We start from the raw sequence: 20,747 nt of genomic DNA, 5'->3' as shown, positions 1-20,747 counted from the left end.
GCCGCCCCCCCCCCCCGACCCAAAAACTGTCGCCGCCCCCCGGGGGTGGCTGGGGGCGGATCCAACTACCCCCCCCCCCCCCGCCCCGGGGGGGGGGGGGGGCCCGCCCCCCCCCCCCCCACGGCTGGGGTGACGTCTGCTTCGCCTCAGGCGCCGCCCCTGGTCTCGGGAAGGAACCGCCCGGGCTCTCCGGAGGGCACCGGGCGGCTCACGAGGTGGGCGGCAGACCTCCGGCCGGCAGCCCGCCGACCGCACCGGGAGCGGCGTCCGTCGGCAGTCCGCCCGGCGGGAGCGGCAGCGGGAGCCCGCCGCCCAGCAGCAGCGCGACGGTGGCGTTGACGAGCTTGCCCACCACGGCCGTGGCGGCCGCGAGGACCTTGGAGGCGTCGGGGGGCGTGGCGGATGCCGCCGCGAGCAGGTCGCCGACGGCCGTCTGGAGGGCGGCGAGCGCGTCGCCGCCGGCGTCGGCGGAGAGCGCCTTGGCGTCGCTGCCCGCGGGCAGCGGGAGCGCCGGCAGGGTGGCCGGCGCCGGCAGGGTGGTGGACGGCAGCGTCGGGACGTTCGTGGCCGGCGTGGACCCCGGGTCGGCGGGGGTCAGGGGCGCCTGCGGCACCGGCGCGGGGGCCTGCGCGGTGGCCGCGGCGATGGCGTTCTGGACCGTCTTCAGGAGCTGGGTCGCCTGGGCGGGGCTGATCCCGTCCTTGGCGTTGAGCACGGTGTCCAGCACCTCGGTGACCGGCTTGAGCACGGCCACCAGGTCACCCAGCGTCTTGACCTGGCCGAGCAGCGCTTCCGCGCCCTGGACCGGGTCCTTCGCCCCCGTCATCGCGCGCTCGTGCTGCGGCTCGTGGTCGACCGCCACCGCCGCCGGAGCGGCGATGCCGATCAGGAGGGTGGCGCTGATTGCGGCGGACGCGAGACGTCGTGCGGACGGAGCACGCATGGGTGATGCCTTTCGATCTGGGACGGATCTCCTCCTACCGTGGAAGCGCCCCTCGCGCGCTGCAACCGAGGAAATGCGTGGCGTCATCACCCGTGGGGCGTGTCCTGGCTGGTGAAGCGCCCTGTCGAGCCCCGCTCACCGCGTCGCCGCCCCCACCGCCCGTTCGGGGGAACGCAAACCGGCCGCCCTCCCGGGGGGAAACCACGGGAGGGCGGCCGGCAAAGGGCGGTTCGCGCCGACGTCAGTCGTTGACGCAGGTGTTGCCGAAGGCGGGGTTCAGCAGACCGATGACGTTCACGGTGTTGCCGCAGACGTTGACCGGAACGTGGACCGGGACCTGGACGGCGTTGCCCGACAGCACGCCCGGGGAGTGGGCGGCGGCGCCGTGCGCGTCGGCGTCGGCGGAGGCGATTCCGGCGCCGCCGGCGACGGCCGCGACGGCAGCGGAGGTAAGGACCAGGCCCTTCGCGATACGCGACATGGAGAGGTGCTCCTTGGGGGTTGACACAAACAGCCGAGCGGGGATGCCCGGCGCTGTGTCAACGCGCGGGGCGCGCGCGGGTTGTGCCGCCAATGGGGTGATCTCACGAAAGGACGGCGTCACGACTCCGACACACCCGTCCGACACACTCGCCCGACACACTTGTCGGGTTTCGACTGATTAGTACACATAGCGGCTACAGTTGCGGACCTCGCGACGCACCCCTGTAGCCAGCAGATCGCCCTCATGACGCCCTGGCACCACGAGCCGGGCGTGCCCACCCGCTCGCGCACCTCGTCCCGGAAGGCCACCCCGGTCATGCGTCATCCCCTGCGTCCGTCGCTGCGCCGAGCGACGGTGGCAGCCCTCGCCCACGCCACGCTCCGGGTCCCCGGGGGCGCCTTCGGGCAGGCCGGACCCGTCGCCCGCGCCGGTGACCACGGCCGTACGGGTGATCCCGGATCCCCGCCGTCACAGCGGTTGACCTCGTGTGCGAACACCCTTCGGCACGGCCCCGATGTGTTCGATCCGGGCAAGGCGCCGCGAGCCGGTGGTGACCAGCTGGCCTTCCGGCTCGTTCCCCAGCGGGACGCGGCGAGGGCCGGGGCGCTCATCGTCGCCGTCGACGCCCAGCGCTGAGGCGCGTTCCCGCCCCTCCCGAGTGCCGTCCGTGAGCGAGGAAACCGCGCAATGCACCAGTCAGCAACCGACCCTCGGCCACGGGTCCTGCACCTCACGCAGCCCGTGGCGGGCGGGGTCGCCCGCGTCGTGACGGACCTGGTGCGGGCCCAGCTCGCGGCCGGTTTGGAGGTCGCGGTGGCCTGCCCGGCCGGCGCGTTCGCCGACGGACTGCGGGCACTGGGCGCGGACGTACGGCGGTGGCGGGCCACGCGCTCGCCGGGGCCCTCGCTTTTCGGCGAGGTACGACAGCTCGCTCAGGTGATCGAAGAGGTACGGCCCGAACTGGTGCACGCGCACAGCGCGAAGGCCGGTCTGGCCGGGCGGCTCGCGATCCGGGGGCGGGTGCCGACGGTGTTCCAGCCGCACGCCTGGTCCTTCGAGGCCGTCGACGGCGTCACCGCGGCGCTCGCCCTGAAGTGGGAGCGCTGGGGGGCGCGTTGGGCCTCCCGGGTGGTGTGCGTGAGCGCCGCCGAGCGCGCGACCGGCGTGCGCGCCGGGATCGCCGGGCGGTGGAGCGTGGTCCCCAACGGCATCGACCCCGCCCGCTTCCGTCCCGCCGCCGTGGACACCGTACGGGCGTCCCTCCTGCCGGACGTCGGTCCGGCGGACCCGCTCGTGGTGTGCGTGGGGCGACTGTGCCGGCAGAAGGGGCAGGACGTCCTCCTCGATGCGTGGGAGGCGGTGCGGGAGCGGGTGCCGCGGGCCCGGCTCGTGTTCGTCGGCGACGGGCCCGAGCGGGACCGGCTGGCCGCCCGCGCACCCGAGTCGGTGGTGTTCGCGGGGGCCGTCGCCGATCCCGTGCCCTGGTACCAGGCCGCCGATCTGGTCGTCCTGCCCTCGCGCTGGGAGGGCATGGCGCTCGCCCCGCTGGAGGCGATGGCGTGTGGGCGACCGGTGGTGCTGACGGACGTCGACGGCGCCCGCGAGAGCCTGCCGCCGGATCTCGCGCCCCACTGCCTGGTACCCCCCGAGGCCCCGGCCGCGCTCGCCGGAGCCGTCGCCGAGCTGCTGCTCGATCCGTTGCGCCGCGAGGCGCTCGGCCATCAGGGGCGCCGTCACGTCCTGTCCACGCACGACGTACGGCACACCACCGAGGCGGTGGCGGGCGTGTACCGCGAACTGCTCGGCACCGCAGCCCATGTGGTGCCTTTCGAGTACAGGGAGTCCATCCACTCGTGACCGCCGAAAGTACCGTCCCCTCGCCCGGCGGGCAGCCACGGGATCACGGATTCTCGCCCGTCTCGGTCATCCCCTCGCGCGGTGCCGCCGGCGGGTTCCGGTTCCCCCACCGCCGCCCCCAGCCCCGGCCCGCCTCCCCGGTGCCGCTGCTCGCCGCGGACCTGCTCGCGGCGCTGCTCGGGACCCTCGCGCTCACCGGGACCGAGCATCAGCCGCTGCTCGCGGCCCTGTCGGCGTCCGCGTCGATGCTGCTGCGCCCGCAGCTGCCCCGGGCCGTCCCCGGCGTCCTCGACGAACTGCCCGCCGTCTGCGGCCGGATCGTGGTGTCCTGGCTGGCGCTCGGCGCGCTGGTCGCCGCGTACGCCCCGCAGCACGCCCTGTCCGCCCGCACGCTCGCCCTCGGTCTCCTGCTCCAGTCGGCGGCGGCCTGCGCGACCCGTGGCTGCGTGCACTGGCGGCGCCGCACGGCCCTGCTGAACCGACCGCGCGCCGCCCTGGTCGTCGGCCCCGCCGCGACCGCGCAGCGGGTGGCCGCGGGCATCCTGCGCCATCCGCGGTGCGGGGTACGGCCGGTGGGTGTCGTCGCCGAGACACCGGACGGCAGTGACGGGCTGCCGGTGCTGACGACCGGCGAGGAGGTCGAGCGGGCGCTGATCCAGAACGGCGTCCGGGACGTCCTGGTCGTGCACCCCTCCGCGCGCACCCAACAGGGGCCGCTGCTGCGGGCGCTGGCCGAGTCGGGCTGCGCGGTGTGGGAGGTCGACGCGGACTGCCCGTCGTACGCCAGCCGTGAGCAGCTCGCCGGATTCGCCTGCCGCCGCCTGGACATGGGGGGCCGGCGGCGGGGCAGCGTCGGCAAGCGGGTGCTGGACGTGCTGGTGGCCGGGGCCCTGCTGCTGCTGGTCAGCCCGCTGCTGCTGGTGTGCGCGGTGGTGCTGCGGCTGACCGACGGGCCCGGGGTCGTCTTCCGCCAGGAACGCATCGGCAAGGACGGACGCCCCTTCACCCTGCTGAAGTTCCGCACCCACCGCCCGGTCGACGAGCACGAGTCGGCGACCCGGTGGAGCGTGGCGAACGAACGCCAGATGTCGTGGTTCTGCCGCTTCCTGCGCCGGACCTCGCTCGATGAGCTGCTCCAGCTGTGGAACGTCTTCTGGGGCGACATGAGCCTGGTCGGGCCGCGACCCGAACGGCCCTACTTCGTCGCCCAGTTCAGCCAGAGCTACCCCGGTTACGCGGCCCGCCACCGGATGCGGACCGGCATCACCGGGCTCGCCCAGATCCATGGGCTGCGCGGTGACACCTCCATCGAGGACCGGGCCCGCTTCGACAACGCGTACATCGACAACTGGTCGCTGTGGCAGGACATCTGCATCCTGGCGCGGACCGCGGTCGCGCTCGTGCGCCCGACGGGGAGCTGAGCATGGACCAGGTGCGGAGGTTCGCACCGGTGCTCCCGGTGGTGGCGGTCGTCGCCCTGCTGGGGATCCCGACCGGGCCGGGCGGCGAGGGGGGCGCGGGCCCCGCCGACGCGCTCTCGGCGCTCGTGGTGCTGTACTGCGTCGTCCGTCTCGTACGGGAGAGGCGGCGCCCGCTGTCCCGTACGGCCCTCGTGGTGCTGGGGCTGCCGGTGGCCGGGCTGGCGGTCGCCGCCATCGGTGCCGCCTCGCCGGGCGTCGGGGTCACCGGGATGGGCCGCTACCTCCAGGTCTTCGTGCTGGTGCCGGCCGCGGTGCTGCTGCTGGTCCGGGACCGGCGCGACTTCCGCGTGCTGGCCTGGTCCTTCATCGGGCTCGCCCTGTGGCAGGGGGCGATCGGGGTGCACCAGTTCCTCACCGGGACCGGGGCCTCGTACCAGGGCCGGGAGATCCGTGCCGTGGGCACCTTCGGGGCGCAGGACGTGATGGGCATGGCGACCGTCGTGTGCTTCGGGCTGGTGTGCGCGACCGGGCTGGCGCTGGGCCGGACTCCCGTACGGCAGAGGGTGGTCGCCGCCGCTTGCGCGACGGCCCTGCTGGTCCCCCTCGCGCTGTCCTTCAGCCGCGGGGCGTGGATCGCGGCGGTGCTGGCGTGCACGGCACAGCTGGTACTGGCCGGGCTGCGGCGGGCGTTGCGGGTCGTGGCGGTGGTGGCCGCGCTCGGTGTGATCCTCGTCGGCGGCTTCGGCGTCGGTTCGGCGATGCTCCAGGAGCGGGTCGACAGCATCACGCGGGTCACCGACGCGCCCGACCAGTCCGTCACGGACCGCTACACCATGTGGGCGGCGGCCCTCGGCATGTGGCGCGAACAGCCGCTGACCGGCGTGGGGTTGAAGGGTTTCCCCGACCACCGGGACGCGCACGCCTCGCTCGCGCTGTCCGCCGGCAGCGACACCGACGGCGCGGGCGCGGGCTTCCGCAAGCAGCCACTGCTCTCCCCGCACAACATGTACCTGCTGGTCCTCGCCGAGCAGGGCCTTCTCGGCCTCCTCGCCCTCGCGGGCGGCTGGTCGGCCCTGCTGGTGTGCGGGCTGCGCCGGCTCGTCCGCGTCCGCCGCCGCGGGCCGGGCCTCGACTGCGCGCTGATCGCCTGCGGCTTCCTCGTCTGGCAGCTCACCGACTTCGTCTACGCCGACATCGGCGGGCCCTCCACGGTGCTCACCGCGGTGTGTTTCGGCCTGGCCGCCTGGTGGGCCCTGGCCGGTGACACCCCGGCGATCGCCCCGGCGACCCCGGCCCCGCTGCCCGACCGCGCCGAGGAGGCGGCCACCCGATGAGGGCGACGCCGCCGCGGACCTCCGGGGTCACCCCGGACCCTCCGACGGAACGGGACACGGGGGCCCCCGGACCCTCCGACCGGACCACGACCGGCCCGGGCGACACCCCACCGGCGGCCCTCTGGGCCCGGCCACCGCAGGCACGGGACGCGAGCCCGACCGAGCCCCACTCGTCGCAGACCCGGGACGCGAGCACCACCGAGCCCCACCCGCCGCATGCTCGGCACACGAGCACCACCGAGACCCACCCGTCGCACGCCCGGCACGCGAACACCACCGAGCCCCGCCCACCCCAGGCCCGGCACGCCACCGCCGCCGAGCCCTCCCCCCGCGTCCCGCCCTACCCCAAGGGTCCCCCCGGCCCCCCCGACCTCGCCCCCGTCTCCCGGCGTTTCCTCGCCAAGGCCACACTCGTCACCGCTGTGCTCTCCGTCGCCGGGGCCGTGCTGGGGCTGGCGCGGGACCAGGCGCTGGCGCGGCTGTTCGGGGCCGGGAGGGAGACGGACGCGTTCCTCGTGGCGTGGACCGTCCCGGAGTTCGCCTCGACGCTGCTCATCGAGGACGGGCTGGCCTTCGCGCTGGTCCCGGCGTTCAGCCTGGCGCTGGCGCGGCGGGCGCAGGGGGCCGCCGGGGACCCGGTGCGGGCGCTGGTCGCGGCCACGCTGCCGAAGCTGTCCCTCGCCTTCGTCGCGGTGTCCGCGCTGCTCGTCGGCGCCGCCCCGTACGTCGTCGAGGTCCTGGCGCCGGGCCTGCCCGACCCCGCGCTCGCCGTCGACTGCACCCGGCTCACCGCGGTCTGCGTGCTGGGCTTCGGGCTCGCCGGGTACTGCAGTGCCGCACTGCGCGCCCACCGCAGGTTTCTCGCGCCGGCCGCGATCTACGTGGCGTACAACACCGGGATCATCACGGCGATGTTCGTGCTCGGCGGGCAGTGGGGCGTGCGGTCGGCGGCGGTCGGGGTGGCGATCGGCGGCGGCCTGATGTTCCTGGTACAACTACCGTCCTTCGTAGGCCAGTTGTTCCGCAGGCAACAGCTCGCCGCGCAGGAGCCGGGTGCGAGCGGCGACCGCGCGGTGACCGCGGCCCTCGTCGTCACCGTCCTGCTCTTCGCGCTGTGCCGGCAGTCCCAGACCCTGATCGAGCGCTACCTCGCCTCCACCCTCGACGCCGGGGCCATCTCGCACCTGAACTACGCGCAGAAGGTCGCCCAGATCCCGATGACCCTGTCGCTGATGCTGTGCACGGTCACCTTCCCGGTGGTCGCGCGCGCCCTCGCCGACGGTGACGTCGAACGGGCCCGCTCCCGCGTGGAACGCGACCTCGCGCTCGCCTCCTGCGTGGTCCTGCTCGGCGCCGCCACCGTGATCGCCTGCGCCCCGCAGATCATCGAACTCCTCTTCCAGCGCGGCGCGTTCACCGCCCGGGACACCGCCGCCACCGCGGGCGTCATGCGCGTGTACGCCCTCGGGCTGCTCGGCCAGACCCTGACCGGGGTGCTCGTGCGGTCCTACTTCTCCGCCGCCCGCCCCAGCTGGTACCCGTTCGCCGCGATGGCCGCGGGTATCGCCGCCACCTCGTGGATCGGCGCCTGGACGGTCGGCCCGTGGGGTGTGTCCGGCATCGCCGCCGCCAACGCCACCGGCATCACCGTCACCGCCGTACTGCTGCTGGCCGGGATGGGCCCGGGCAGCGTCCCGATCCGCCGGCGGAGCGCGGTGCGCGAGCTGGGCCGACCGGTGTGCGCCGCCGTGGTCGCGACGATCGCCGGGGCCCTCGTCGCCTCGCAGGTGCCGTCCGCCGTGCCCGGCCTCGTCGCGGGTGGCGCGACCGTCGCCGCCGTGTTCGTCCTGCTCGCCTGGGCGCTGGACGCCCAGGGTGTCGTACCCGCACTGAGATCCCTACGTTCCGTCACACGAAGGCTCACTCATGGCCGCTGCCGTTGATTCCGCCCCCGTCCCGTGGATCGCGATGTACCACTCGGTGGGTGACTGCTCCGACGACCCCTACCGCGTCACGGTCACACCCGAACGCCTCGACCGGCAGCTGACCTGGCTGAGCCGGCGCGGTCTGCGGGGCGTGTCCATGGCCGCGCTGCTGGCCGAACCCACCCGCACCGACCTCGTCGGCCTCACCTTCGACGACGGGTACGCCGACTTCCTCGAGCACGCCCTCCCGGTGCTCCATCGGCACGGCTTCGGCGCCACCCTGTTCGTGCTGCCCGGCCGGCTCGGCGGCGACAACGCCTGGGACCCGCTGGGGCCGCGCAAGCCGCTGCTGACGGCGGACGGCATCCGGCGGGCCGCCGAGGCCGGTGTCGAGATCGGCTCGCACGGGCTCACCCACGTCGACCTGACCCGGGCCGACGACCTGCGGCTGAAGTCCGAGACCGTCGAGAGCCGGGCCGCGCTCCAGGAGCTGACCGGCGCGGCGATCGGCGGCTTCTGCTATCCCTACGGCACCGTCGACCAGCGCGCCGTCGACGCCGTGCGGGATGCCGGATACACCTACGCCTGCGCCATCGACCCCGGTCCGCTCACCGGCCCGCTCGCCCTCCCCCGGGTGCACATCGGCCAGAACGACACCGCCGTGCGGCTGTTCCTCAAGCACCGGCTGCACCGGCTGCGCCGCCGTCCCGTCGAGGGGCTCTGAGATGCGGGCCCTGCACGTCATCACCGGCCTCGGGGTCGGCGGCGCCGAGCAGCAACTGCGGCTGCTGCTGCGGCATCTGCCGGTCGACTGCGACGTCGTGACGCTCACCAACCCCGGCGCGGTCGCCGACGGCCTGACCGCCGACGGGGTACGCGTCACCCACCTCGGCATGGCCGGCAACCGCGACCTGACCGCCCTGCCCCGCCTGGTCCGCCACATCCGGTCCGGCGGCTACGACCTCGTGCACACCCACCTGTACCGCGCCTGCGTCTACGGCCGGCTCGCGGCGCGGCTCGCCGGGGTGCGCGCGGTCGTGGCCACCGAGCACTCCCTCGGCGACTCCCAGATGGAGGGCCGCCGGCTCACCGCCGGGGTCCGCGGGCTGTACCTGGCCAGCGAGCGCCTGGGCCGCGCCACGGTCGCCGTCTCCCCCACGGTGGCCGCCCGGCTGCGGCGCTGGGGCGTGCCCGCACCCCGCATCCGGGTCGTCCCCAACGGCATCGACCTGCCCCGCTTCCGCTTCGACGCGCTCCAGCGCCTGCGCACCCGGCGCCGCCTCGGGCTGCCCGAGGAGGCGTACGTCATCGGCGGCGTCGGACGGCTCACGGCGGGCAAGCGCTTCGACACCGCGATCCGCGCCCTCGCCCGGCTGCCGGAGAACTGCTGGCTGCTGCTGGTCGGCGGCGGCCCGGACGAGCACCTGCTGCGCCGGGTCGCCCGGGAGGCCCAGGTCGCCGACCGGGTGCTGTTCACCGGTGAGCGCCCCGGTGTTCCCGACGGCTCCCCCGGCCCCGACCTGCCGTCGCTCACCGCGGCGATGGACCTGCTCGTCTCCCCGTGCGCCGAGGAGGCGTTCGGCCTCGCGGTCGTCGAGGCGCTGGCGTCCGGGCTGCCGGTGCTCTACAGCTCCTGCCCCGCGATCGAGGACCTGCCCGCGCAGGCGGCCCCCGGCAGCCGCCAGGTCCTCGGCGGCGTCGAGGAGTTCGCCCGCGCGATCGCGGCGGCCCGCGCCGAGGGTCCCCGCCCGCGCACCGTCCCGGACGCCGCCCACCACTACTGCATCACCCGCAGCGCCGCACAGCTGATGGATGTGTACGCGGCCGCGGTCTCGCCCCCCAAGTCGCCCACGTCACCCCAGGAGGTCGGTTCCCCATGACCGAGAACCCCGCAGGACCGCGCCGCCCCGCCGCGGTCCTCACCCGCGCCAAGACCCTCCCCGCCTGGTCCCTGCTCGCGGCCGGCGCCGTCTCCGGCGGCCTGCTGGGCGGCGTGTACGGCCTGGCCGAGCCGCCGGCGTACACCGCGACCAGCTATGTCGTCGCCGTCCCCACCGAGAGGTCCGACTCCGCCACCGCGCTCGGCTTCGCCCAGGCCTACGGCCGGGTCGCCACCCAGCTCGCGGTGCTCGGGGACGCGCAGGTGTGGGCGGGCGTCCCGGTCGGGACGCTGAGGTCGAGCGTGCAGACGGCGACCTCGCCGGACGCCCCGATGATCGGGATCACGGCGACCTCGTCCCGCCCCGACCTCGCCGCCGACATGGCCAACGCGGTCGCCCGGGCCCTGACCCGGCACGCGGACACCGCCCAGAACGCCACCCACGTCGAGCTCCAGCAGTTCGCCCGCGCCACCAGACCCACCGAGCCGACCTCCGCATCCCCCGCGGTGACCGGGCTGGTCGGGGCGAGCGCGGGCGGGCTGCTCGGCGGCCTGGTGCTGCTGGTGCGGCCGCGGCGGCCCGCCCAGGAGCCGGGGCGCCCGGCGTCGGTGCCCGGCCCGACCGTCGCCGCCGACGCCCACGGCCAGCTGTGACGTACCGGACGGAACTCGTCACCGACGACACCGTCTTCGCCGCACTCGCCCCCGACTGGCGGCGCCTGTACGGCCGTTGCTCCACCGCCACCCCGTTCCAGAGCCACCCCTGGCTGCACTCGTGGTGGCTGTCCTACGGCCGTCCCGGGCGGCTGCGGGTCCTCGTGGTCCGCGACGGGGACGACCTGGTCGCCGCCGCGCCCCTGATGCGGGTCCACCGACCCGTGCCGTCCCTGGTGCCGCTGGGCGGGGCGATCTCCGACTACGGGGACGTCCTGCTGGACGACGAGCGCGGCGCGCAGGCGGCAGCCGCGCTCACCGCGGGGCTCGCGGCGGCGGCCCGGACCGCGCTGGTGGACCTGCGGGAGGTGCGGCCGGGCGGCGCGGCCGAGCGGATCTACGACCACTGGTCCGGGCCCCGGCGCCGGGTCGGCGACTCGCTGTGCCTGGAGCTGCCCGCCGTGTCCATGGACGAGCTGGTGGCCCGGTTGCCGTCGGCCAAGGCCCAGCAGCGGGCCCGCGCCAAGCTCCGCAAGCTGTCCGCGCTCGGCGTCGAACGGCACGTCGTGGGGCCGGACGAGGTCGACAAGGCGGTGCGCCGGCTGCTGGAGCTGCACCGGTTGCAGTGGCAGGGGCGCAAGGTGACGGGCGAGCATCTGCTGCCGCGGTTCTGCGAGCACCTGGTGCGCTCGGTCGCCCCGATGGTGGCCGCGGGGGACGCGGCCGTCACCGAGTTCCGGCTGGACGACGACGTGGTGGCCGTCGATCTGACGCTGCTGTCGCGACGCCTCACGGGCGGCTATCTGTACGGCGCCCATCCGTGTCTGCGGGAACGCAAGGCGGACGTGGCGGTGATGCTGCTGGACGCGTGCAGCCGGCACGCCCGGGGCACGCTGAGCCTGCTGCGCGGGAACGAGCCGTACAAGCAGCACTGGCGGCCCGAACCGGTGACCAACCAGCGGCTGTTGCTGGCCCGGCGGCGTACCGCCCCGCTGCTGGAGGCGGCCCTGTGCGACGTCGCCGCCCGCAGCCGGGGCAAGGAGCTGGTGCGCCGGTGGCGGGAGCGCGGTGGCGGCGGGCCGTGAGCGACCCGCCGCCCGGGCGTCACCGGCTGCGCGACCACCAGTCGAAGCGCATGCACAGCTTCCCGCCGATCCAGTACTCCACCCAGTCGCCGAGTTCCAGCGGCGAGCAGTCGGCCGGGGTCGTCGGCGTGGGCTCGGGCTTGGGCTCGGTGGGCGTCGGGGTCGGCGTCGGCATCGGCTCCGTGGGCGTCGGGGTCGGCGTCGGCTCACCGGTGCGCCCGGAGAGCACGGACCGGTAGATCTCCGACGCCCTCGGGTTGTCGTCGCACTGCCAGACGCCGTGCGGGCAGTAGTCGGTCAGCGTGTTGTACAGCGGTTTGTGCTCGTCCATCCATGCGAGCATGCGCCGCATGTACTCGGCGTTGTCTCCGTTGCGGAAGAGTCCCCATTCAGGATAGGAAATTGCCTTGCCGTGGGATTTCGCGAATTCCACGTGTTCCTGAAGCCCGAACGGCTCTTTCACCTGCTGGTCGAACGAGAGGCCCGCCGGCTGGTCGTACGAGTCCATGCCGATGATGTCGACGGTGTCGTCGCCGGGATAGCACTGCGTCCAGCCGATGGCGTCCTTGCCGCGGCTCGGCGTGAAGTCGAAGCGGAATTTCTGGCCCGGCACCGAACGCATGGTGGTGACGATCCTGTTCCAGTACTTCTTCCAGGCCTCCGGGTCCGGCCCGCAGCGATGGGTGTACGTGATGCCGTTCATCTCCCAGCCGAGCACGACGACCGTGTCCGGCACCTTCAGCTCGACCAGCCGTTCGGCCAGGCGGCGGAAGTGGTGATCGTAGGCGCCGACCGCGCCCTGCCGCAGCAGCCGCGCGACCTGGCGGTCGGGGACGCCGTCCTCGTTGCGCTCCAGCATGGGGACGTTGAGGACGAACATCCGGTCCTCGCGCGCGTTGCGCCAGTCGGCCCAGGAGTCGAGGAAGTCGGGGGCGCCCTCGATGTTGCTCCAGCGGTCGCCGGGCAGATAGGTGTGGCCCACCCGCAGGTCGGCGCCGCCCAGCCAGCGGCTGAGCTCGGCGATGCGGTCCACCCCGCGCGGGCCGTAGTCGAGATAGGCGCCGAAGGCGGGCGGCTTCGGCACGGGCTTCGGCTCCGCCACCGGGTCGGTGGTCGGGGTGCCGGTCGGCTGGGCGGACGGGGAGGGGACGGTGGGAACGGCGGGCGTGGGAGCGGGCGGATCGGTGGCCCGCACCACCCCCGCTGCGAATCCGGGCCCCGAGGCCAGGGCGGCGGCCGCGGCGACCGACGCCGTGATGAACGCCAGCCGTCTGGTCCGAACCCGTCGCTGCTGTGAGTCCATGCCTGCTCCTTTCTCACTCTCGCGCTAATCCGATAACTGACACTCAGTCACGCCAAGGCGAACTCCGCCACCGTGCGTGCGGCTTTCGAGTGGCCCGATCGCCCGCACGAGTGAAACAACCGAAGGAATTGAGTCCGTGTCGCTGTTCGACACCCGGGTCCCCGCCGTGCTGCTGCGGATCGACCGGAATCCCTTTCACCACGGAACGCTGGGCGCCGTACGCTCGCTCGGCAGAGCCGGAGTGGAGGTGCACGTCGTCGCGGATTCCACCGGAAGTCCGGTGTCCCGGTCGCGTTTTGTCCGCGCCCTCCATCCCCCGCCGCCGCCCGGCGCGCCCGCTCCCGCCATCGGCGTGGCCCTGCGCCGCGTCGCCGCCCGCGTCGCGCGCCCCGCGGTGCTGATCCCGATGGACGACGCGAGCGCGGTCGCGGTGGACCGGCTGCGCGCGGAGCTGGCGCCCGCCTATCTGCTGCCCCCGGCGCGGGGCCCACTGGCCGAGCGCGTCGCCGACAAGGCGGAACTGGCCGCCCTGTGCGCCGCCGTGGACGTCCCGCACCCGCTCACGCTGATCCCGGACAGCGCGGCCGAGGCGGCGCGGGCCGCCTGGCGGCTGGGCCTGCCGGTGGTGGCGAAGTGGAGCCGCCCCTGGCTGCTGCCGACGGACAGCGGGCTGCGCAGCACGGTGGTGGTGCGCTCCCCGCAGGAGGCGAGGGAGCTGTATCTGCGCACCGAGGAGGCGGGCAGCCGGCTGCTGCTCCAGGCGTTCCTGCCACCGGGCACCGACCGCGACTGGTTCTTCCACGGGTACGCCGACCGTACGGGCGCGGTGCGCGGCGGGGGTGCCGGTGTGAAGCTGCGGGCCTGGCCGCGCGGGGCGGGGCTGACGGCGGTGGGGCGCTGGACGCCCGACCCGACGGTGCAGGCGCTCGCCGAGCGGATCGCCGGCGAGCTGGGCTACCGCGGCATCTTCGACCTCGACTTCCGCCGCGACGCCGAGGGCCGCCACCACCTGCTCGACTTCAACCCGCGGCCCGGCGCCCAGTTCCGGCTCTTCAGTGACACCGCGGACCTGGACGTCGTCCGCGCGCTGCACCTGGACCTGACGCACCGTCCGCTGCCGGAGGGGGTGCCGCGGGCCGGGCGGGAGTTCGTGGTGGAGAACTACGCCCCGCTGACCGCGCTGCGCCCCGCGCCCGCGGGCCGGGAGCGGGCCTGGGGTGCGCGCGACGACCGGGCGCCGGGCCGGGCGATGTGGGGTCTGTGGGGCCAGCACGTGTCCCGCCGGCTGCTGGCGCGGCTCAGGGGCCTGTGCGCGCCGGCCGGCGAGCGCGGACGGGTGCCGTCGGCGCGCCGGGCGACCGCCGTGGCGGCCGAGCCGACCGGCGAGGAGAAGGCGGGCAGCCGCTGATGCACGACCTGCTGGTGGTGGGAGCGGGCCCCTACGGCCTGTCCATCGCCTCCCACGCCGCGTCCGCCGGGCTGCACCTGCGCGTCCTCGGCCGCCCCATGGCGTCCTGGCGCGACCACATGCCGCGCGGGATGTTCCTCAAGTCGGAGCCGTGGGCCTCGCATCTCAGCGACCCCGGGCGCCGCCGGGGTCTGGACGTCTACTGCGAGAGCCGGGGCGTGAGGGCCCGGCACGGGGAGCCAGTCCCGGTGGAGTTGTATGCCGACTACGGGATGTGGTTCGCCCGCACGGCCGTTCCCCCGGTGGACGAGCGCATGGTGGTCCGCCTGGTGGCGCTGCGGCCGGGCGGCTTCGAGGCGGTCCTGGAGGACGGCGAGGTGCTGCCCGCCCGCACGGTCGCGCTGGCCGTGGGCGTCATGCCGTTCGTCGAGATCCCGGCCGCGCTGGCCGGCCTCGACACCTCCCGCGTGACGCACAGCAGCCACCACGGCGACCTCGCCCGCTTCCGCGACCGGGACGTCACCGTGATCGGCGGCGGCCAGGCGGCTCTGGAGACGGCCGCTCTCCTCGCCGAACAGGGCACCCGGGTCCGGGTGCTGGCCCGCGCCGACGAGCTGTGCTGGAACGACGTACCGCCCCCGTGGCAGCGCCCCTGGTGGCGGTCGGCCCGCTCCCCGCACAGCGCCCTGGGATGCGGCTGGCGCAACTGGTTCTACGCCGAGCGCCCCGGCCTGTACAGCCGGCTCCCTGGGCCGACGCGGGCGCGGATCGCGGCGACGGCGCTCGGTCCGGCGGGCGCCTGGTGGGTGCGGGAGCGGGTCGAGCCGGTCGTGGAGGTGCTGCACGCCCACGAGGTGACGGCGGCGCGGGCGGTGCCGGGCGGGGTGCGGCTCGACGTGCTGGACCGGGCGGGCGGGGCGGGGGCCTCGCGCACCCTGGAGACCGAACACGTCATCGCGGCCACCGGTTTCCGGGCGACCACCGACCGGCTGGGCCTGCTCTCGGCCGACCTGCGCGCGTCCCTGGCGACCGCGGCCGACGGTGCGCCGGTGGCCGGCCGGGACTTCGAGTCCCCGTCGCATCCCGGCCTGTTCCTGGCGGGCCTGATGACGGCCTCCGCCTTCGGCCCGGCGATGCGTTTCGTGCACGGCGCGAGCTACACCGCGGGCGCGCTCGTACGGGGGGTGCGGCGCCGGCTGCGCACCGGTCCGGGCGTGGTCCCGGCTCCGGCTCGGGCCGCGCCGTCCGAGCGGGTACGGCGGTGAGGGGCGCGGGTGCCGGACCGAGGGGCCCGGCACCCGGCGCGACTACAGATGGGCCGCGGCCTGCTTGCGGCCCCGGCGGTACAGCACGGCTCCGGCCGTGATCATCACGGCGCTGCCGATGGCGGCGGCCGCCATGGTCTCACCGCTGCCGGTCTCGGGGAGCTGCGGCGGCGGCCCGTGCGGCCCCGGGGGCGGGGTCGAGACCGACGAGGTGGGGGTCGGCGTCGGCGTGTGCTCCCCACCGCCCGGCGGCGTGTGCGTCGGGGACGGGGTCGGCGTGTGCTCCCCGCCGCCCGGCGGCGTGTGGGTCGGCGTCGGCGTGTGGTCCCCGCCGCCCGGCGGCGTCGGGGTCGGGGTCGGCGTCGGCGTGTGCTCACCGCCGTTCGGCGGCGTGTGCGTCGGCGTCGGCTTGGTGGGTGTCGGCCCCGGCGTGGTGGGGGTCGGCGTCGGGGTGTCGCCGTACCCCGGGGACTCCTCGTGCCCGCCGGTCCCGCAGTCGTCGCCGTAGGACCCGCCGACGTCCGTCATGGACCCGCACGCGTGGTGTGCCCCGTGACCGGAGGAGCCGTGGCTGCCCCCGCCGTGGCCGGAGTCGTCGCCGTAGGAGGCGCCACTCCTGGGTGAACCCGAGTCATGGGCACAGGAGTTGCCGAACGTCGGGTTCAACGCGCCGACGGGATCGACGGAGTTGCCGCAGGCGTTCACCGGTACGTCGATGGGGGCCTGGACGGAGTTGCCGGACAGGACGCCCGGCGAGCCCTTGGCGCCCCCGTCCGCGTCCGAGTCGGCGAAGGCGGGGCTGCTGCCACACAGGGACAGGATGCTCGTCGCGGCGGCGGCCGCGACCATTCCCCTGCTCAGGGTCTGTCGCAATCTCGTTGTCCTCCTGCTTGAAGAAGTGGAAAAAGCCGGCCTTGGAAGGCGAGGAAGCAGTCCAAGGCCGGCTCGATCAGCCGGAGTGGCTGGAGGCGTTACGACGTCAGTCGTTGACGCAGACGTTGCCGAACGCCGGGTTCAGCAGGCCGATGACGTTGACGGTGTTGCCGCACACGTTGACCGGGATGTGGACAGGAACCTGGACCAGGTTGCCGGAGAGGACGCCCGGCGAGTGCACGGCGGCGCCCTCGGCCTCCGCGTCCGCGAAGGCCGGGGCGGCCATACCCAGGGCCATGATCGCGCCCGCGACGACAGCAGCGGTCTTCTTCATGAGCTTTCCCTTCTCTGCGGTCATGCCCCTATGACGTGACCTACAGGCTGTAAACGAGGGATAGACAGATGAAGAAACTCCGGAACGTGCGTCGCCTCATAATTCACTCGAACGCCTCCACAGAATTGACACGACGCGTCCAAATGAGCAGAAACCATTCGCCTGAGTGACGGAAAAAGCCCGGGCGGCCCGCTGGAGACGGACGGCCCGAGCAATTTCAGGAACGACGGATCAGTGGTTGCCGACGCCGTTGCCCGAGAGGGCGGAGATGTCGTCCAGGATGTGCGACAGCGGCTCGTCGCCCTTGGCCTGCGTCGAGTTGTCGGCGCACTGCTGGTTCTGCGGGGCCGACAGGATCGGCACGTCCTGGAGGACGCCGACGGCGGCGATGACACCGACGATGGCCTGAGCGTTCACCTTCGCCGGCAGGCCGACGCAGAGCTTGTTGGCGGTGCTCTGCACCAGGGTGGCCTGCGGGCTCATGTCACCCTTGGTGATCGAGTTGCCGAACTTCGACGTGGCGTGGTTGCCACTCGCCGACGTGGTTCCTTCGTCGTTCCCGATGGCCATGGCCGGCGACGCCGCACCAACGACGGAAGCGGCGACCGCCGTGGCGGCCATTGCCTTCTTCAGCATTTCAGTTCCTTTCCTGGGTGCATCACCGAGACGCACGCTCCTGCCCTCGCATCAACCAGCCCCGCCGGGTTTGGTTTCGGCCCTTCACCCGATCGGACCGCACCGCTCCCGGAATTCACGGACGCCGCCGGACTTCGCCGTGTCGCGGCGGCAACTCTTTTCGCTGGGCCATCGGAGTGAAGAGGAGGAACCAACCGGGCCCCGGCCAGTTGACCAGAGCGCTCCGGTGGACGGGGTTTCTCCAGAAGGGACTAGCAAGTGATCAAGAAGGTTCTGGCTTCCGCCGCGGTCGCCGCCTCCGTCGTGGGTGCCGCCTCCCCCGCCATGGCGATCGGCAACGACGACGGCACCAAGTCCGCCAGCGGCAACGGTGCGCACCAGTCGTTCGGCAACTCGGCCACCTACGGCAACATGAGCCCGCAGATGGCGCTCGTCCAGGGCTCGCTCAACAAGCCCTGCATCGGTCTGCCCGCGAAGGCGAACCTGCAGGGGATCGTCGGCCTCGTCGCCGTCGGTGTCCTCCAGGACGTGCCGATCCTGTCGGCGCCGCAGAACCAGCAGTGTGTCGAGAACTCCACCCAGGCCAAGGGTGACGAGCCGCTGTCGCACATCCTGGACGACATCTCAGCCCTCTCGGGCAACGGCACCGGCAACGGCTGAACCGTCCTCGGAGATTCCGCTCTCTGAGCCCTGGGGCTGCGATCTGAAGCCCCGTCAGCGGGCCGCCGGTTTCCCGGCGGCCCGCTGTTTCGCGTTCGACGGGAGACGTCGACGCACGGGCGCGGGGCAGTTCCTCGCCGGTAAGTGGGCTCGTACGACCAGGGCGCCCACGCCGTGGTCCCGCGCGCTGGGCCAATCGGGGCAAAGAGCGCAACCCTGGCCGGGGTACGGCCGTTGACGATCATGCAGCTCCTCACCGGAGTCCGCTTCTCGAAGGGAATGAACATGAAGAAGCTGTGGGCTACCGCGGCTATCGCCGCCTCCGTCGCCGGTGTCTCGGCCGCGGCCGCGCCCCAGGCTCTCGCCATCGGTGACGACACCGGCACCACCTCCGCCAGTGGCAACCACGCCTCGCAGGAGTTCGGCAACTCGGCGACGTTCGGCGACATGAGCCCGCAGCTCTCGCTGGTCCAGGGTTCGCTGAACAAGCCCTGTGTCGGTCTGCCGGCGAAGCTCAACGCCCAGGGACTCGTCGGCCTCGTGGCCGTCGGCGTCCTGCAGGACGTGCCGATCCTGTCGGCGCCGCAGAACCAGCAGTGTGTCGAGAACTCGACGCAGGCCAAGGGCGACGAGCCGCTGTCGCACATCCTGGACGACATCTCCGCGCTGTCGGGCAACGGCGCCGGCAACGGCTGATCCTCGGATCTCCGCGGCGGCGGGTCACCGGTTCCTCCGGTGGCCCGCCGCTTTGCGTGTCAGGTGCGGTAGATCGCCTCGATCTGACTGGCGTACGCCGCCGTCACCGCGTGCCGCTTGACCTTCAGGGACGGCGTGAGCATCCCGTTGTCCTCGGTGAACTCGCCCTCGACCAGGGTGAAGGCGCGGATCGACTCGGCGCGGGAGACGGCCTCGTTGGCGTAGTCCACGGCCTTCTGGACGTCGGCGCGCAGCCGGGGGTCGGTCACCAGCTCGGACAGGGGGGTGTCGGCGGGCAGCCCGCGGACCGACAGCCAGTGGGTGATCGCGTCGGGTTCCAGGGTGATCAGGGCGGCGACGAAGGGGCGGTTGTCCCCGACGACCAGGCACTGGCCGACCGGGGGGCGGCTGCGCAGCCGGTCCTCCAGGACGGACGGGGAGACGTTCTTGCCGCCGGAGGTGACGAGGATGTCCTTCTTGCGGCCGGTGATGGTGAGATAGCCGTCCTCGTCGAGGGAGCCGAGGTCGCCGGTGGCGAACCAGCCGTCGGTGAGGACGGCGTCGGTGGCGGCGGGGTTGTTCCAGTAGCCGCCGAAGACGATGCCGCCCTTGATCAGGACCTCGCCGTCGTCGGCGATGCGGACGGCGGTGCCGGGGACCGGGGGGCCGACCGTGCCGGGGCGGGGCCTCAGCGGCGGGACGATGGTGGCGGCGGCCGTGGTCTCGGTCAGGCCGTAGCCCTCGTAGACGCTGATCCCGGCGGCCTGGAAGAACAGGTTGAGGTTGCGGTCGAGCGGGGAGCCGCCGCTGATGGCGTAGCGCATGCGGCCGCCGAGTTCCTTCCGGACGCGGCGGTAGACCAGCAGGTCGTACAGGGCCCAGGCGGCGTAGAGGCCGGGGCCGGGGCCCTTGCCGCGGTCGAGGAACTTCTCCAGGTAGCGCTCGCCGAAGCGGACGGCGATGCGGTCGGCTCGGTCGAAGGAGGCGCCCCGGCCGATCTTCTCGGCGGTGGCGCGGCCGGTGTCGTGGATCTTCTCGAAGAGGTAGGGGACGCCCACGAGGAAGGTCGGGCGGAACTCCTTGAGGGCGGGCCGGAGTTCGTCGGGCTTGATGCTCGGGCAGTGGCCGATCTCGATGCGGGCCATCAGGCAGGCGATCTGGAGGGTGCGGCCGAGGATGTGGGCGAGCGGGAGGAACAGGAGGGTGGAGGCGACCTGTCGGGTGACCTCCTTGAAGATCGGGTGAAGCAGCTCGACCGTGTTGGCGGCCTCCGCGTGGAGGTTGGCGTGGGTGAGGACGCAGCCCTTGGGTTTGCCGGTGGTGCCGGAGGTGTAGCAGATCGTCGCGACGGTGCCGGGGGTCAGGGCGGCCCGACGCTTGGTGACCTCCTCGTCGGGGACGTCGCGGCCGAGGCGGGCGAGGTCGGCGAGTGCCCCCGCGTCCAACTCCCAGACGCGGGGCTGCTCCTGGTGGCGGGCGGTGCCCGTCGTGACCGTGTCGGCGTTCTCGGCGGTCTCGGTGACGACGAGGCGGGCGCCGGAGTCGCGGACGATCCACTCGACCTGTTCGGCGGAGGAGGTCGCGTAGACGGGGACGGTCTGGCCGCCCGCGGCCCAGATGGCGAAGTCCAGGACCGCCCACTCGTAGCGGGTGCGGGACATCACCGCGACCCGGCCGCCCGGTGGGAGACCGGCGGCGATCAACCCCTTGGCGACGGCGGTCACTTCGCGGGCGAAGGCGGCCGCGGTGACCGGGTGCCAGGTGTCTCCCCGTTTACGGCGCAGGACCACCGCGTCGGGGGCCTCTGCCGCGTTGGTGAACGGCAGGTCCGCGGTGCTGCCGGTCAGCGGGTGCGGGGCGAGGGGCGGGGGGGGGGGGGCCCCCCCCCCCCCCCCCCCCCCCCCCCGGGGGCCCCCCCCGGGGGGCCGCCCCCGGGCCGCGGCCGGGGGCCCCCCAAACGTGCACCCCCAAGCCCCCCCCCCCGCCCCCA

At 74.1% G+C, this 20,747-nt stretch carries 19 protein-coding genes and 1 pseudogene; 13 read left to right on the top strand and 7 right to left on the bottom strand.

The window, feature by feature from the left end; all coding sequences use genetic code 11:
- Positions 1 to 208: 208 nt before the first annotated feature.
- Complete coding sequence (locus ACH41F_RS41715) at positions 209 to 943, bottom strand: hypothetical protein (RefSeq protein WP_398839856.1); 735 nt, start codon at positions 941 to 943, stop codon at positions 209 to 211.
- Between the two features lie 241 nt (positions 944 to 1,184).
- Positions 1,185 to 1,424, bottom strand: coding sequence for a chaplin family protein (locus tag ACH41F_RS41710; protein ID WP_391245273.1), 240 nt, complete (start codon positions 1,422 to 1,424; stop codon positions 1,185 to 1,187).
- Positions 1,425 to 1,670: 246 nt separating this feature from the next.
- Between ACH41F_RS41710 and ACH41F_RS41705 the strand changes: the two genes are divergently transcribed.
- The 9 genes from ACH41F_RS41705 to ACH41F_RS41665 are packed head-to-tail and all read left to right on the top strand — an operon-like array spanning position 1,671 to position 11,582.
- Positions 1,671 to 2,063 (top strand): hypothetical protein, encoded by a 393-nt coding sequence (locus ACH41F_RS41705; RefSeq protein ID WP_391245270.1) that lies wholly within the window; start codon positions 1,671 to 1,673, stop codon positions 2,061 to 2,063.
- Positions 2,064 to 2,114: 51 nt separating this feature from the next.
- On the top strand, positions 2,115 to 3,284 hold the full coding sequence (locus ACH41F_RS41700; protein ID WP_398839855.1) for a glycosyltransferase: 1,170 nt from the start codon (positions 2,115 to 2,117) through the stop codon (positions 3,282 to 3,284).
- A complete protein-coding gene (locus ACH41F_RS41695) occupies positions 3,281 to 4,705 on the top strand; it encodes an exopolysaccharide biosynthesis polyprenyl glycosylphosphotransferase (RefSeq protein ID WP_398839854.1) in 1,425 nt (474 codons plus the stop codon). The genes ACH41F_RS41700 and ACH41F_RS41695 overlap by 4 nt, the downstream gene beginning before the upstream one ends.
- Before the next feature lie 2 nt (positions 4,706 to 4,707).
- A complete protein-coding gene (locus ACH41F_RS41690; RefSeq protein ID WP_398839853.1) occupies positions 4,708 to 6,039 on the top strand; it encodes an O-antigen ligase family protein in 1,332 nt (443 codons plus the stop codon).
- Positions 6,036 to 7,982, top strand: coding sequence for a lipid II flippase MurJ (locus ACH41F_RS41685; protein WP_398839852.1), 1,947 nt, complete (start codon positions 6,036 to 6,038; stop codon positions 7,980 to 7,982). The genes ACH41F_RS41690 and ACH41F_RS41685 overlap by 4 nt, the downstream gene beginning before the upstream one ends.
- A complete protein-coding gene (locus tag ACH41F_RS41680; protein ID WP_398839851.1) occupies positions 7,966 to 8,688 on the top strand; it encodes a polysaccharide deacetylase family protein in 723 nt (240 codons plus the stop codon). Before ACH41F_RS41685 ends, ACH41F_RS41680 begins: the two co-directional genes overlap by 17 nt.
- Before the next feature lies 1 nt (position 8,689).
- Positions 8,690 to 9,844 (top strand): glycosyltransferase, encoded by a 1,155-nt coding sequence (locus ACH41F_RS41675; protein WP_398839850.1) that lies wholly within the window; start codon positions 8,690 to 8,692, stop codon positions 9,842 to 9,844.
- A complete protein-coding gene (locus ACH41F_RS41670; protein WP_391245250.1) occupies positions 9,841 to 10,497 on the top strand; it encodes a lipopolysaccharide biosynthesis protein in 657 nt (218 codons plus the stop codon). The genes ACH41F_RS41675 and ACH41F_RS41670 overlap by 4 nt, the downstream gene beginning before the upstream one ends.
- The gene (locus ACH41F_RS41665; protein WP_398839849.1) at positions 10,494 to 11,582 is read left to right on the top strand and encodes a GNAT family N-acetyltransferase; all 1,089 of its coding nucleotides are present in this window, start codon (positions 10,494 to 10,496) and stop codon (positions 11,580 to 11,582) included. Before ACH41F_RS41670 ends, ACH41F_RS41665 begins: the two co-directional genes overlap by 4 nt.
- A gap of 19 nt (positions 11,583 to 11,601) precedes the next feature.
- On the opposite strand, the gene ACH41F_RS41660 is transcribed toward ACH41F_RS41665, so the two are convergent.
- Positions 11,602 to 12,885: a glycosyl hydrolase gene (locus tag ACH41F_RS41660; RefSeq protein WP_391245244.1), complete on the bottom strand. Its 1,284-nt coding sequence runs from the start codon at positions 12,883 to 12,885 to the stop codon at positions 11,602 to 11,604.
- A gap of 136 nt (positions 12,886 to 13,021) precedes the next feature.
- Between ACH41F_RS41660 and ACH41F_RS41655 the strand changes: the two genes are divergently transcribed.
- Together ACH41F_RS41655 and ACH41F_RS41650 are read left to right on the top strand one after the other, a co-directional pair.
- Complete coding sequence (locus ACH41F_RS41655; RefSeq protein WP_398839848.1) at positions 13,022 to 14,293, top strand: ATP-grasp domain-containing protein; 1,272 nt, start codon at positions 13,022 to 13,024, stop codon at positions 14,291 to 14,293.
- Positions 14,293 to 15,558 carry an NAD(P)-binding domain-containing protein gene (locus tag ACH41F_RS41650; protein WP_391245238.1) on the top strand — a complete coding sequence of 422 codons (1,266 nt, stop codon included), beginning with the start codon at positions 14,293 to 14,295 and terminating at the stop codon, positions 15,556 to 15,558. Before ACH41F_RS41655 ends, ACH41F_RS41650 begins: the two co-directional genes overlap by 1 nt.
- Before the next feature lie 42 nt (positions 15,559 to 15,600).
- Here the strand turns inward: ACH41F_RS41650 and ACH41F_RS41645 are convergent, their stop codons facing one another.
- From ACH41F_RS41645 to ACH41F_RS41635, 3 genes are all read right to left on the bottom strand, one after another.
- Positions 15,601 to 16,431 (bottom strand): chaplin, encoded by an 831-nt coding sequence (locus tag ACH41F_RS41645; RefSeq protein WP_398839847.1) that lies wholly within the window; start codon positions 16,429 to 16,431, stop codon positions 15,601 to 15,603.
- 106 nt (positions 16,432 to 16,537) lie between these two features.
- Positions 16,538 to 16,765: a chaplin ChpD gene (gene chpD, locus ACH41F_RS41640; RefSeq protein ID WP_391245285.1), complete on the bottom strand. Its 228-nt coding sequence runs from the start codon at positions 16,763 to 16,765 to the stop codon at positions 16,538 to 16,540.
- Positions 16,766 to 16,996: 231 nt separating this feature from the next.
- Complete coding sequence (locus tag ACH41F_RS41635; protein ID WP_391245233.1) at positions 16,997 to 17,401, bottom strand: rodlin; 405 nt, start codon at positions 17,399 to 17,401, stop codon at positions 16,997 to 16,999.
- 258 nt (positions 17,402 to 17,659) lie between these two features.
- On the opposite strand from ACH41F_RS41635, the gene ACH41F_RS41630 reads away from it, so the two are divergent.
- Together ACH41F_RS41630 and ACH41F_RS41625 are read left to right on the top strand one after the other, a co-directional pair.
- Complete coding sequence (locus ACH41F_RS41630; protein ID WP_391245230.1) at positions 17,660 to 18,061, top strand: rodlin; 402 nt, start codon at positions 17,660 to 17,662, stop codon at positions 18,059 to 18,061.
- 285 nt (positions 18,062 to 18,346) lie between these two features.
- The gene (locus ACH41F_RS41625; protein ID WP_391245282.1) at positions 18,347 to 18,757 is read left to right on the top strand and encodes a rodlin; all 411 of its coding nucleotides are present in this window, start codon (positions 18,347 to 18,349) and stop codon (positions 18,755 to 18,757) included.
- A gap of 59 nt (positions 18,758 to 18,816) precedes the next feature.
- On the opposite strand, the pseudogene ACH41F_RS41620 reads toward ACH41F_RS41625, so the two are convergent.
- Positions 18,817 to 20,622, bottom strand: a pseudogene (locus ACH41F_RS41620) (AMP-dependent synthetase/ligase); the annotation flags it as partial.
- Positions 20,623 to 20,747 lie beyond the last annotated feature (125 nt).

It is taken from the genome of Streptomyces sp. NPDC020489 (assembly GCF_044386545.1).
Classification (GTDB): domain Bacteria; phylum Actinomycetota; class Actinomycetes; order Streptomycetales; family Streptomycetaceae; genus Streptomyces.
This window is presented reverse-complemented; position numbering and strand designations above follow the sequence as displayed.

Excerpts from the sequence above, each read along its gene's own strand:
- ACH41F_RS41710 (WP_391245273.1), bottom strand. The coding sequence starts at position 1,424 with ATGTCGCGTATCGCGAAGGGCCTGGTCCTTACCTCCGCTGCCGTCGCG.
- ACH41F_RS41650 (WP_391245238.1), top strand. The coding sequence starts at position 14,293 with ATGCACGACCTGCTGGTGGTGGGAGCGGGCCCCTACGGCCTGTCCATC.
- ACH41F_RS41685 (WP_398839852.1), top strand. The coding sequence starts at position 6,036 with ATGAGGGCGACGCCGCCGCGGACCTCCGGGGTCACCCCGGACCCTCCG.
- ACH41F_RS41705 (WP_391245270.1), top strand. The coding sequence starts at position 1,671 with ATGACGCCCTGGCACCACGAGCCGGGCGTGCCCACCCGCTCGCGCACC.
- ACH41F_RS41670 (WP_391245250.1), top strand. The coding sequence starts at position 9,841 with ATGACCGAGAACCCCGCAGGACCGCGCCGCCCCGCCGCGGTCCTCACC.
- chpD (WP_391245285.1), bottom strand. The coding sequence starts at position 16,765 with ATGAAGAAGACCGCTGCTGTCGTCGCGGGCGCGATCATGGCCCTGGGT.
- ACH41F_RS41660 (WP_391245244.1), bottom strand. The coding sequence starts at position 12,885 with ATGGACTCACAGCAGCGACGGGTTCGGACCAGACGGCTGGCGTTCATC.
- ACH41F_RS41715 (WP_398839856.1), bottom strand. The coding sequence starts at position 943 with ATGCGTGCTCCGTCCGCACGACGTCTCGCGTCCGCCGCAATCAGCGCC.
- ACH41F_RS41680 (WP_398839851.1), top strand. The coding sequence starts at position 7,966 with ATGGCCGCTGCCGTTGATTCCGCCCCCGTCCCGTGGATCGCGATGTAC.
- ACH41F_RS41690 (WP_398839853.1), top strand. The coding sequence starts at position 4,708 with ATGGACCAGGTGCGGAGGTTCGCACCGGTGCTCCCGGTGGTGGCGGTC.
- ACH41F_RS41635 (WP_391245233.1), bottom strand. The coding sequence starts at position 17,401 with ATGCTGAAGAAGGCAATGGCCGCCACGGCGGTCGCCGCTTCCGTCGTT.
- ACH41F_RS41675 (WP_398839850.1), top strand. The coding sequence starts at position 8,690 with ATGCGGGCCCTGCACGTCATCACCGGCCTCGGGGTCGGCGGCGCCGAG.
- ACH41F_RS41700 (WP_398839855.1), top strand. The coding sequence starts at position 2,115 with ATGCACCAGTCAGCAACCGACCCTCGGCCACGGGTCCTGCACCTCACG.
- ACH41F_RS41625 (WP_391245282.1), top strand. The coding sequence starts at position 18,347 with ATGAAGAAGCTGTGGGCTACCGCGGCTATCGCCGCCTCCGTCGCCGGT.